Source organism: Bacteroides cutis (assembly GCF_900241005.1).
GTDB classification, from domain to species: domain Bacteria; phylum Bacteroidota; class Bacteroidia; order Bacteroidales; family Bacteroidaceae; genus Bacteroides; species Bacteroides cutis.
Window position 1 is genome coordinate 613,371 of record NZ_OEST01000002.1, and the last position, 12,603, is coordinate 625,973.

General features: G+C 37.5%; 11 protein-coding genes and 1 tRNA gene. 9 read left to right on the forward strand and 3 right to left on the reverse strand.

Features of this window, described 5'->3' with window-relative positions:
• The first annotated feature begins 21 nt into the window (after nt 1–21).
• The 3 genes from C1A09_RS06725 to C1A09_RS06735 all read left to right on the forward strand — a co-directional run bounded on the left by C1A09_RS06725 (nt 22) and on the right by C1A09_RS06735 (nt 4,266).
• Nucleotides 22–1,554: a 4Fe-4S dicluster domain-containing protein gene (locus C1A09_RS06725; RefSeq protein ID WP_101542885.1), complete on the forward strand. Its 1,533-nt coding sequence runs from the start codon at nt 22–24 to the stop codon at nt 1,552–1,554.
• 174 nt (nt 1,555–1,728) lie between these two features.
• Nucleotides 1,729–2,538: a patatin-like phospholipase family protein gene (locus C1A09_RS06730; RefSeq protein ID WP_101543003.1), complete on the forward strand. Its 810-nt coding sequence runs from the start codon at nt 1,729–1,731 to the stop codon at nt 2,536–2,538.
• A gap of 30 nt (nt 2,539–2,568) precedes the next feature.
• Nucleotides 2,569–4,266 carry an alpha-amylase family protein gene (locus tag C1A09_RS06735; protein WP_101542886.1) on the forward strand — a complete coding sequence of 566 codons (1,698 nt, stop codon included), beginning with the start codon at nt 2,569–2,571 and terminating at the stop codon, nt 4,264–4,266.
• Between the two features lie 93 nt (nt 4,267–4,359).
• On the opposite strand, the gene C1A09_RS06740 is transcribed toward C1A09_RS06735, so the two are convergent.
• Complete coding sequence (locus tag C1A09_RS06740; protein ID WP_101542887.1) at nt 4,360–4,596, reverse strand: DUF6965 family protein; 237 nt, start codon at nt 4,594–4,596, stop codon at nt 4,360–4,362.
• Nucleotides 4,597–4,893: 297 nt separating this feature from the next.
• Here C1A09_RS06740 and C1A09_RS06745 point away from each other — a divergent pair, with 297 nt between their 5' ends.
• From C1A09_RS06745 to C1A09_RS06755, 3 genes are read left to right on the forward strand one after another with little or no spacing between them, the layout of a single operon-like run.
• Nucleotides 4,894–5,559 (forward strand): DUF2461 domain-containing protein, encoded by a 666-nt coding sequence (locus C1A09_RS06745; RefSeq protein WP_101542888.1) that lies wholly within the window; start codon nt 4,894–4,896, stop codon nt 5,557–5,559.
• A gap of 35 nt (nt 5,560–5,594) precedes the next feature.
• Nucleotides 5,595–6,041, forward strand: a complete 447-nt coding sequence (locus tag C1A09_RS06750) for a NanQ anomerase/TabA/YiaL family protein (RefSeq protein WP_101542889.1) — start codon at nt 5,595–5,597, stop codon at nt 6,039–6,041.
• A gap of 30 nt (nt 6,042–6,071) precedes the next feature.
• The gene (locus C1A09_RS06755) at nt 6,072–8,081 is read left to right on the forward strand and encodes an alpha amylase C-terminal domain-containing protein (RefSeq protein ID WP_180949188.1); all 2,010 of its coding nucleotides are present in this window, start codon (nt 6,072–6,074) and stop codon (nt 8,079–8,081) included.
• A gap of 71 nt (nt 8,082–8,152) precedes the next feature.
• On the opposite strand, the gene C1A09_RS06760 is transcribed toward C1A09_RS06755, so the two are convergent.
• Nucleotides 8,153–8,866, reverse strand: coding sequence for a tetratricopeptide repeat protein (locus C1A09_RS06760; RefSeq protein ID WP_101542891.1), 714 nt, complete (start codon nt 8,864–8,866; stop codon nt 8,153–8,155).
• 329 nt (nt 8,867–9,195) lie between these two features.
• On the opposite strand from C1A09_RS06760, the gene C1A09_RS06765 reads away from it, so the two are divergent.
• A tRNA-Arg gene (locus C1A09_RS06765) sits at nt 9,196–9,269 on the forward strand.
• Nucleotides 9,270–9,371: 102 nt separating this feature from the next.
• Here C1A09_RS06765 and dnaB read toward each other — a convergent pair.
• Nucleotides 9,372–10,946: a replicative DNA helicase gene (gene dnaB, locus C1A09_RS06770; protein ID WP_101542892.1), complete on the reverse strand. Its 1,575-nt coding sequence runs from the start codon at nt 10,944–10,946 to the stop codon at nt 9,372–9,374.
• A 206-nt stretch (nt 10,947–11,152) separates the two neighbouring features.
• On the opposite strand from dnaB, the gene ispE reads away from it, so the two are divergent.
• Both ispE and C1A09_RS06780 read left to right on the forward strand, forming a co-directional pair.
• On the forward strand, nt 11,153–11,983 hold the full coding sequence (gene ispE / locus C1A09_RS06775) for a 4-(cytidine 5'-diphospho)-2-C-methyl-D-erythritol kinase (protein ID WP_101542893.1): 831 nt from the start codon (nt 11,153–11,155) through the stop codon (nt 11,981–11,983).
• 71 nt (nt 11,984–12,054) lie between these two features.
• A complete protein-coding gene (locus C1A09_RS06780) occupies nt 12,055–12,540 on the forward strand; it encodes a PepSY-like domain-containing protein (RefSeq protein ID WP_101542894.1) in 486 nt (161 codons plus the stop codon).
• Nucleotides 12,541–12,603: the final 63 nt, after the last annotated feature.

The window sequence follows — 12,603 nt, forward strand, 5'->3', positions numbered from 1 at the left end:
ATACTCAAAAGATAGCAGCTTATGTTGAAAAAAGTAAGAATTGTATTATCTGTTTTAATCTTTGGGCTGATAACATTTTATTTTCTGGACTTTGCAGAATTACTACCCAACAAATTTCATGTATTGGCACATATCCAGTTTGTTTCGGCATTGATGTCATTTAGTTTCATTGCATTGGTTATACTAATTGTATTAACACTTTTGTTGGGACGTATTTATTGTTCGGTGATCTGTCCGATGGGGGTCTTGCAGGATATAATAAACTGGATATCCCAAAAGACTGTAAAGAAAAAGAAACGTTTCCGTTTTTCTCCGGCAAAGAATATAGTAAGATGGAGTGTATTGACCATCGCTGTTTGTTCATTCTTATGTGGATTTACTGTGTTATTAGGATTGTTGGATCCATACAGCGCATTCGGACGTATTATTACTAATATATTCAAACCTGTCTATATGATAGGTAATAATCTATTGGAGTCCATTTTCTCCCGGTTTGATAACTACACATTCTATCAAGTAGATGCTTCTTTACTCAGTATTTCTTCATTTATTATCGGATTGGTTACTTTCCTTATAATCGGTTATTTAGCCTGGAAACATGGAAGAATGTGGTGTAATACGATATGTCCCGTAGGAACGTTACTGGGATTTGTAAGCCGTTTCTCGCTTTTCAAAATCCGTATAGATGAGAATAAATGTACACACTGTATGGTTTGTGGTACTAAATGCAAGGCATCCTGTATTGACAGTAAAAATCAAAAAATAGATTATACACGCTGTGTAGATTGTTTTGACTGCTTGGAAAGTTGTAAAGAAGGTGCATTAGTCTACTCCTTGCCTTCTTCTACACTGAAAAAAGGCCAACAGTTAGTTACATCTGACACTTCAAAACGTCGTTTTCTATTCATAGGTATGGCCACCGCAGTAACTGCCCCAAAAGTAATGGCACAAACACAATCCGTACTCGCCACAGTTGCCGGCAAAGTGAGCGATAAACGTAAGACACCTATAATTCCTCCGGGCTCTATTAGTCTCACACATTTCCAAACACATTGTACATCGTGTCATTTATGTATTAGCAAATGTCCATCACATGTATTGAAACCTGCTTTTATGGAATATGGTATTGCCGGAATGATGCAACCTACTATGTTTTTTGAGAAAGGTTTTTGTAATTTTGACTGTACGGTTTGCGGTGACGTTTGTCCCAATGGTGCTATTAAACCATTAACTATCGAACAAAAGCATTTAACACAAATGGGAAAGGTAGTATTTACAGAAGAGAATTGTATTGTATACACTGATGGTACTAGTTGTGGTGCCTGTTCAGAACATTGCCCCACCCAAGCACTTTCTATGATACCTTACAAAGACGGATTGACTATTCCACATGTTGATACGAATATTTGTGTAGGCTGTGGAGGTTGCGAATATGTATGTCCTGCCCGTCCCTTCCGTGCCGTACATATTGAAGGGAATAAGGTACAACAGGAAGCTCATCCATTTACTGAAATAAAAGAAGAAAAAATAAAAGTTGATGATTTCGGCTTTTAAAAACATATAAGGGGTATTTTATTATCCAAAATATAACAAAGGATCTACTTCTCTTATAAAAGAAAAAGTAGATTCTTTTTTATAAGACCAATCGTTGAACATTTTTCCTCTATTTTCCTTTCTTCCTTCAATAAAATAACTAAATTCGTGCCGAACAATATGGAAGATTTTGACATGGAGGTAACAACTAATAACTGGTTCACAAAAAAATATCCGGTAGGTTATGCTTTGAGTGGAGGCTTTATAAAAGGATTTGCCCATTTAGGGGTTATGCAGGCTTTACTGGAACACGATATCAAGCCTGATATTCTTTCTGGTGTCAGTGCAGGTGCATTGGCAGGAGTATTTTATGCTGATGGTAATGAACCACACAAAGTACTCGATTATTTCTCCGGACATAAGTTCCAGGATCTTACCAAGTTGGTTATCCCCAAAGTAGGTTTATTTGAATTATGTGAATTTATCGACTTTCTTAAAACCAATCTGAAGGCAAAAAAAATGGAAGATTTACAAATACCGCTGATCATCACTGCTACAGATCTGGATCATGGACGTCTGGTACATTTTCACAAAGGCGATATTGCAGAACGCATAGCGGCATCTTGTTGTATGCCTGTATTGTTCGCCCCAGTCAATATTGACGGTACCCATTATGTAGATGGTGGACTATTAATGAACCTACCGGTGACCACTATCCGACGTATATGCGAAAAAGTAGTAGCAGTAAATGTCAGCCCTCTAATGGCTACAAAATATAAAATGAATATTGTGAGTATCGCCTTGCGATCTTATAATTTCATGTTCCGTTCCAACAGTTTTGCCGAACGCGAAAAGGCGGATTTATTAGTGGAACCTTACAATCTGGAAGGTTATAGCAATACGGAACTAGAAAAGGCAGAAGAAATCTTCATGCAAGGTTATAATACTGCCAATGATGTTTTGAAAAGGCTTTTGGTAGATAAGGGAAGTATCTGGAAAGAATAAAAAAACAACTATATTCTAAATAAAAAAGAAATGAATGACGAAAACAAACTAATAATTTATCAAGTGTTTACCCGCTTATTCGGGAACAATAATAACCACTGTATCAATAACGGAAGTATCGCAGAAAATGGATGTGGTAAAATGGCCGATTTTACGACAAAAGCATTAAATGAAATAAAAAAATTAGGGATCACTCACATTTGGTATACAGGTATCATTGAACATGCTACCCAAACTGATTATCGCCGATATAATATCTGTCCTGACCATCCGGCTATTGTGAAAGGGAAAGCAGGTTCACCATACGCCATCAAAGATTATTATGACATAGACCCGGATTTGGCAAAAGATGTTCCGGAACGGATGAAAGAGTTTGAAAACCTAGTACAACGTACCCATCGTAGTGGTTTGAAAGTTATCATCGATTTTGTCCCCAACCATGTAGCCCGTCAATATCACTCAGATACCCAACCTGATGGTACATCACAATTGGGTGCTAATGATGATACAAATTATGCATTTAGCCCGTATAACAACTTCTACTATATTCCTCAGTCGGAGTTACATGGACAGTTTGACATGAAAGCTTCTGCTACTGAACCTTATAAGGAATTTCCTGCTAAGGCAACGGGAAACAATCGTTTCGACGCCTACCCTAATATTTATGATTGGTATGAAACCATAAAATTAAATTACGGAGTCGATTACCAAAATGGGGGAACTTGTCACTTCAACCCCATTCCGGATACATGGCCTAAGATGTTGGATATTATGCTGTTCTGGGCAGAAAAGAATATTGATGGATTTCGTTGCGATATGGTAGAAATGGTTCCTGTCGAGTTTTGGGAATGGGCCATTCCGCAAGTAAAGATCAAACACCCTTCTCTCCTATTCATTGCTGAAGTTTATAATCCAAGAGAATATAATAACTATTTGTTCCGTGGTAAGTTCGATTATCTATATGATAAGGTAGGTCTTTATGATACACTCCGTGCAATAGTCTGCGGAGATGAATCGGCAACCGCCATCAGTCGCTCCTGGCAAAGTTTAGGTGGCATAGAAAAACGCATGCTGAATTTCCTTGAAAATCATGATGAACAACGTATTGCCTCCGACTTTTTTGCCAGTAATCCACGTAAAGCTGTTCCTGCATTAATTGTATCAGCTTGCATGAATACCAACCCAATGATGATTTATTTTGGTCAAGAATTTGGTGAGCTCGGAATGGATAGTGAAGGTTTCAGCGGTAGAGACGGGCGTACTACAATTTTTGATTATTGGAGTGTAGATACAATCCGCCGCTGGCGTAACGGAGGTAAATTCGATGGAAAGATGCTGACGGAAGATCAAAAACACCTATATGGCATCTATCAACGGATATTGACTCTTTGTAATGAAGAAAAGGCTATTTCAAAAGGTGATTTCTTTGACCTGATGTATGCCAACACCAATGGTTGGCGTTTCAATGAACATAAACAATATACATTCTTACGTAAATATGAAAGAGATTTACTATTTTTCGTTGTAAACTTCGATCATATTTCTGTAGATCTTGCTATCAATATTCCCTCTCATGCATTTGATTTCCTGCAAATACCGCAGATGGATCAATATAAAGCGGTAGATTTACTTACCGGAAAAAGTGAAAACATCAGTTTATTACCTTATAAAGCCACAGATATTTCAGTAGAAGGATATAGCGGAAAAATTCTGAAAATAAAATTATAGAACTATATCTTAATAGTTATAACGAAACGAAGAAAATTTTCTCTTCATTCAAGTAATGAGATCACATTCTTCGTTTCGTTTTATTATATCATATCATATCTTATCTCCTTTCTCCATTTTTTCTTTCAGGCGATACAACCGAGTAATAGCCGGATTATAAAATTCATCCGGATAATGTACATTTATATCACTTAAATTAGCAAAGACATATCGTTTTACATTCATAATATTTTCTGAATCACTTAAAACGATCTGTTGTGGGAAAGTCGTTGTCTTTGCCCATTCAATCAACATCTTAACGCTTTCTTCATCATATTTATACTCTTCCATATTTCACATATTTTCTTGCAAAGATATAACAATTGCTAAAGTTATCCTTACCCAAGTGAACAAAATCCGAATAAGCCGTGTTATATATCTGTGTTTTTCATAGTATTAGATATAAGATTAATTAAAGGAGACGTACCCGCTTGTGATAAGTAAGTACATCAAAAAACAGAAGCGTCTGTTTGATTGATAAATGTGTAAGGAGCATCGGTTTACCAGAGCCGATGCTTTTTTTACCCTTCTTTGTAGTATGTTAGAAATATTATCCGTAAATTTGGCAGATAATAAGGAAAATATGATATGAACATCCCTGTTATATTCCAATTCTTAAAAGAACTGTCCGCAAACAATAACCGTGAATGGTTTAATGCGCATCGGGGTCTATATGAAACAGCCCGTAATGAGTTTGAAAACTTGTTGACAGTAATTATTTCCCGTATATCCCTGTTTGATGAAACTATTCGAGGCATAGAAGCAAAAGACTGTACGTACCGGATTTATCGCGATACGCGGTTCTCTGAAGATAAGACTCCATATAAAACACATTTTGGAGGTTACATCAATGCAAAAGGAAAGAAATCTGATCATTGCGGATACTACATTCATCTGCAACCGGACAATTGCTTGTTAGCAGGAGGTAGTTATTGTCCTCCCCCTCCCATATTGAAGGCATTACGCCAAGCTGTTTATGATAATATAGATGAATTTCGTGACATTGTCGAAGATCCGGTTTTCAAACAATATTTTCCGGTTATCGGAGAAAATTTCTTAAAGACTGCTCCAAAAGGATTTCCCAAAGATTATCCATATCTAAAGTACTTACAATGTAAAGAATACACTGTGTCTTGCTATCAGCCTGACTTTTTTTTCCTTACACCGGATTTTCTAGAACGTACGGATGAAATCTTCAAGCAAATGAAACGATTTTCTGATTTTGTAAATTATACAATAGACGACTTTGAATAATTTCCTAATAATAACTAACTTAAAACATTCTGATTATGGTAGTAGATAAACTTGAAAACATTGAAAAATATGCTTCTTTGAATCCTTTATTCGCACAAGCCATCGATTTCTTGAAATCACATGATCTGGATACATTAGAAATAGGCAAAACCGAATTAAAAGGTAAAGATCTGTTGGTAAATGTAGCTCAGACTAAGCCAAAAACCAAAGAAGATGCCAAGCTCGAAACACACAAGGATTTTATCGACATACAAATACCACTTTCGGGAACAGAAATTATGGGTTATACCGCAGCTAAGGACTGCATACCTGCCGATGCTGTTTATAATGCCGAAAAAGATATTACTTTCTTCGAGGGATTGGCTGAAAGTTATATTAAAGTTAAACCTGGAATGTTTGCTATTTTCTTTCCACAAGACGGTCATGCTCCCGGTATTACTCCTGACGGCGTGAAGAAAGTTATTGTGAAAGTTAAAGCATAAATACATCAAATCCCCAAAACTCATCCTATTATGGAAACATTGAATTTGATTAAGAATGATCCTTGGTTGGAGCCCTTTGCCGACGCCATTAAAGGACGTCATCAGTACGCTCTTGATAAAGAGGCTGAACTGACTGACAAGGGAAAGAAAACGTTGTCTGACTTTGCTACCGGATATCTTTATTTCGGTTTGCATCGTACAGAAAATGGTTGGATTTTCCGTGAATGGGCACCTAATGCGAGTCAGATATTCCTTGTTGGAACTTTTAACGACTGGAAAGAAGAGAAGAAATATAGTCTTAAACGTAAGGTAAATGGTAATTGGGAAATTAAACTTCCAGTTGATGCCATAAAACATGGAGACTTATACAAACTGATGGTACATTGGGATGGTGGTTGTGGTGAGCGCATTCCTGCATGGACTACCCGGGTAGTACAAGATGAGCAAACGAAAATATTCAGTGCACAAGTATGGGCACCTGAACAGCCATACAAAATGAAAAAACGAAATTTTAAACCGGCTACTGATCCGCTGTTGATTTATGAATGTCATATAGGCATGGCACAGCAGGAGGAAAAAGTAGGCAGTTATAAGGAATTTCAAGAAAAAATTCTTCCACGTATTGCTAAAGACGGATACAACTGCATACAGATTATGGCTATTCAGGAACATCCTTATTATGGTAGTTTTGGATATCACGTATCAAGTTTCTTTGCAGCATCATCCCGTTTCGGTACTCCGGAAGAATTGAAAGAGTTAATTGATACTGCTCATGGAATGGGAATTGCAGTTATTATGGATATTGTACATTCACATGCTGTAAAAAATGAAGTGGAAGGTCTGGGTAATTTTGCTGGCGATCCTAATCAATATTTCTATCCAGGTGGACGCCGTGAACATCCGGCATGGGATTCTCTTTGTTTTGACTACGGAAAGAATGAAGTCATTCATTTTTTGTTATCCAACTGCAAGTTCTGGATGGAAGAATATCATTTTGATGGTTTCCGTTTTGATGGTGTCACTTCAATGTTATACTACAGTCATGGTTTAGGCGAAGCATTCTGTAATTACGGAGATTATTTTAATGGCCATCAGGATGATAATGCCATTTGCTACTTAACGCTTGCCAATCGTTTAATTCATCAGGTCAACCCTAAAGCTATCACTATCGCTGAAGAAGTATCAGGTATGCCCGGTTTAGCAGCTAAATATGAAGATGGTGGCTATGGTTTCGATTACCGCATGGCAATGAATATTCCAGATTACTGGATTAAAACCATTAAGGAAAAGATCGATGAGGATTGGAAACCCTCCAGTATGTTCTGGGAAGTAACCAATCGTCGTCAAGACGAAAAAACTATCTCGTATGCAGAAAGTCATGATCAAGCATTAGTAGGTGATAAAACGATTATCTTCCGTTTGATCGATGCTGATATGTATTGGCATATGCAGAAAGGAGATGAGAACTATACCGTAACCCGTGGTATTGCCCTTCACAAGATGATCAGATTGCTCACGGCAAGTACCATCAATGGTGGTTACCTAAACTTCATGGGCAATGAGTTTGGACATCCGGAATGGATCGATTTTCCCCGCGAAGGTAACGGTTGGTCATGTAAATATGCCCGTCGTCAATGGGATTTAGTAGATAATCAGAACTTGACTTATCACTACATGGGAGACTTCGATGCTGCTATGCTTAGTGTTATCAAGAGTATTAAGAATTTCCAGTCTACTCCTGTTCAGGAAATATGGCATAACGACGGCGATCAGGTATTTGCCTATATGCGTAAAGATTTAGTATTTGTATTCAACTTTAATCCAAAGCAATCTTTTACAGATTATGGTTTCCTTGTTCCGGCTGGAAGTTACGAAGTAATTCTGAATACAGACAATCCCTCATTTGGCGGTAACGGACTTACTGACGATACGATAAAACATTTCACCATTTCTGATCCATTGTATAAAAAGGAAAAGAAAGAATGGCTGAAACTTTATATTCCAGCGCGTACAGCAGTTGTGTTGAGAAAGACAAAATAATTAAGTATAAATAGAAAGAGGCAGGTATCTTTAAAACACCTGCCTCTTTCTTTTACATTAATTCATAGTTCTTATTTCAACTGAGAATCTATAAAATTCAACATGGTTTTAGCATTATCCATCATTTTCTTTTGAGCCGGACTGCCAGCTGAAAGCAAAGGGATGAGTTTATCCAAATACTCTTTAGCTTCCTTGAATTCTACTTTAGCTTTCTCGGCATCAGTCTTTAATGTATTGGCTCCCTGACTGTAATACAATGAGCCCAAACTATTTAAAGCATTAATATTTTCAGGTTGAATTGTAAGGGCTTGTTTGAATGCCTCTTCTGCCTCGTTAACCTTCTTTGATCTTTGCGCCAAAATGCCTTGATTTACATAATAAGTGGCATACATCTTAGTCAAAGTCTTATTACCAGGATTTGCTTCCAATCCTTCTTTCAAAGTAGCAACATACTCCTCATTTTTCTTCAAATCTTTTAATGCACCAGCTTTACCGATATAAGCATTTGCCAAATTATATTTTTTCTGAACAGCAATATCGAAATATTTTAATGCTTCAGCCGGTTTCTTTATTTTATCGGCACAAACACCACAGTTAAAAGCAATAACAGAATCTTGATTGTTAGTTTGTGTAAGATAAGTACTGAACTTTGTGTATGCTTCTTGATAATTTTTAGCCTCAAGAGCGGCTTTACCTTCATTGACCAATTGAGCAGGGTCAGCATTCTGCGCGAAGAAGTTAGTAGCTGCACAACATAGTGCAAGAGATAAGATTAATTTTTTCATTGCTTTATTTATTTTAAAAGTTGATATTTCAAAGTTAGCGGGCTATTGCATAGCAACAAAACCTTTTTACCTTTTTTGAGTTTTTTAGGAGAGTAGTAACAAGTGTTATTTTACGTAAACACAAACAATTCTTAATTATTCCACCAATTTTAATTTTCAATATTCTTATTCTATTCATCCGTTTCGGGCATCTAAAACTTTGTCATTCAATCACCCATCAATTCCATTCCCCAAAAGTTAAACAGTTTATCTACCGACAAGAATATTTTTTAGATATAAATATTTGCAGTTTACATAAAAAAGCGTACCTTTGCACCGCAATTAAGGCTGGTTCCGTAGCTCAGCTGGATAGAGCAACGCCCTTCTAAGGCGTGGGTCTTGCGTTCGAATCGCAACGGAATCACAACGATAAGGCAAGTAGTCGATAAAAAGACTGCTTGCCTTTCGTCGTTTATCTGGGTATCAACAACTTACTACCTTTCCAATTTCGAGTTTGATATTCACACTAAAATGGCAAGGGGCCATCCATACCCACTCCACCAAAAGGATTATCTGTTTGAGCCGGAAAATCAGCAGCAGTTGGTGGCGGAGGTGTAGAAGGACTGCCAATAGGTGCATTCATACGCGAACCAAAAGTTGCTCCTCCTCCACCTTCCGTAGGAGGAGGAATAACCATATCGTCTTCCGGATTGGCAAAACGGGTATATTGGCCAATAAACCGGAGACGAACATCACCTACCGCACCATTACGATGCTTGGCTATGATAATTTCTGCCATACCGCGTAAGTCGCTACCATCAGCAGAAGTATAAATCTTATAATATTCGGGACGATGGATAAAACAAACCATATCGGCATCTTGCTCAATAGCACCAGATTCACGAAGATCACTCAATTGTGGACGTTTACCCTCCTCACCCTCACGGTTTTCCACACCACGATTCAACTGTGACAAGGCAATAATCGGTATATTCAACTCCTTGGCCAATCCCTTCAATGAGCGCGAAATGGTACTTACCTCTTCCTGGCGGCTACCAAATGACATACCACTTGCATTCATCAACTGAAGGTAGTCAATGATAATAATCTTCACGCCATGTTCGCGTACCAAACGACGAGCTTTAGTACGAAGTTCAAAGACCGACAACGAAGGAGTATCGTCAACATAAAGCGGAGCATCAAGCAGATCACGTAATTTATAGTCCAACTGTTGCCATTCGTAGTCGGCAAGCTGTCCACTCTTGATTTTCTCACTCGGGATTTCACATACATTAGAGATCAGACGATTCACCAACTGCACGTTACTCATTTCAAGAGAGAACAAAGCAACAGGATTACGAAAATTCACGGCTATATTTTTAGCCATAGAAAGGACGAAAGCCGTTTTACCCATAGCAGGACGAGCAGCGATAATGATAAGATCGGACTTCTGCCAGCCAGAGGTCATTTTATCCAATTTGGTATAACCACTTTCAAGACCACTCAAACCATCGGTACGGGCAGCCGCCTTTTGAATAAGGTCATAAGCTTCAGCGATAACCGGATTAATCTGTGTATAATCCTTCTTCATATTCTGCTGCGAGATTTCAAACAACTTGCCTTCAGCTTCTTGCATCAAGTCATCAACATCCAAAGTCTCATCGAACGCTTTACTTTGAATATTACTGGTAAAGGTTATCAGTTCGCGTGCCAAAGCTTTCTGAGCAATAATACGAGCATGATACTCAATATGCGCTGAAGAAGCCACTTTACTACTCAACTGAGTGATATAGAACGGACCACCTACTTCTTCCAAATCTCCACGTTTGGAGAGTTGTTCTTTTACAGTAAGGATATCTACCGGTTTCTGATTAGCCACCAAATCGGTAATTGCAGCATATATCAATTGATGGCGATGTTCATAAAAAGATTCCGGACGAAGAATTTCACTTACCAATGAGTAAGCATCTTTCTCAATCATCAAAGCACCAAGTACAGCTTCTTCCAATTCTGGTGCTTGCGGCTGGATACGTCCGTAGTCATTAACGGGCTGAGGTGTTTTTCCTTTGGGAGTACGAGTTATTCTTCTTTGTTCTACCACTTTATTTATCACAAATTATTAATTACAAATCATCAAATAGAAATTATGAGCACAAGCTCTTCTAACATTAACGGAAGGACAAAGATAAACGATTTTATTCATTGGATATCACAATCTATGGTTAAGTTTTCAATCTATTATAAACAGAATTTATTAACTTTGTCTCCATAAGTGCAATTTATAACTCGTAATTTGTTATTCATATCATGATTATATTTCCAAATGCTAAAATAAACTTAGGACTGAATATCACAGAGAGACGTTCTGACGGATATCACAATCTGGAAACGATATTTTATCCATTACCTATCGAAGATGCATTAGAAGTGAATGTATGGAACAAAGGAACAGGAAAATTCCGCCTGCATCAGTCCGGTTTAGAAATAATCGGAGAAACTGAGAATAATCTGGTAGTGAAAGCATATAAAATGCTGGATGAGGAATTTAATCTTCCTCCTGTAGACATTTACTTGTTCAAACATATTCCATCGGGAGCCGGTCTAGGTGGAGGATCGGCCGACGCAGCCTTTATGTTGAAATTACTGAATAAAAAATTTTGCCTGAACCTTACCGATGAAGTTTTGGAAGAATATGCTGCCCGTTTAGGCGCAGATTGCGCTTTCTTCATAAAAAATAAACCCACCTATGCCGAAGGTATCGGAAATAGATTTTCCCCTATTCCATTGTCATTAAGAGAGTATAAGTTCTTATTGGTAAAACCGGATATCTTTGTCTCTACGCGTGATGCCTTTTCAAAAATAAGGCCATGTCATCCTCAAATATCTTTAAAAGAAATCGTACAGTTACCCATTGAAGAATGGAGGAAATATATGTTCAATGATTTTGAAGAAAGTGTCTTCCCACAATTCCCAGTTATAAGAGAAATAAAGGAAGAATTGTACAAACTGGGGGCAGTCTATGCATCAATGAGCGGTTCCGGTTCCTCTGTTTACGGATTGTTCAAGCCAGATACCCTACTGCCGGAAATAAGTTTTGGGAAAAATTCACTCCTTTATAAAGGAGAACTGACTATATAGCAAAACAAGGTAACCTTACTAAACAAAAAATAATCAGCATTGTTTTAATAGAACTTAAAAACAACCTGATTATGAAAAAAAATAGATTTTACTTATTGACAAGTTTACTGTTAGTACTTTCTACAACAGCCTTTGCCGATAGTCTTCCTCTAAAGGTAAAGACTGCATTTAGAAATATGTATCCCAAAGTTTCCAATGTGGAATGGGAACAAATTGGCGGATATTATACCGCAGATTTTGTGATGGATCATCATGAAATAGATGTGTGGTTCGATACTAACGGAGAATGGGTGATGACTACAAATGATGTTGAATCGTTGGAGAAAATCCCTGTTCCCGTCGCAGAAGCATTTATGAAAAGTACTTGGTCTTCTATGAGACTAAAAGATGTAAGAATTGTGACTTTTCCTAAACATCCCACTGTAATTCTTATAGAAGTAGAAGGGTATAATTCCGATGAAGAATTCCAATTATTCTACTCATCGGATGGTAAGTTGGCAAATAGTATAAATACGAGTGAACTAGGAGGAGAAATCTACCCCGGACTGTTTGAATAATACATTTCGGGTGCAAATTTCACAGATAACACGAATTTATTTGTTTTCTCTATGGAATTGCAC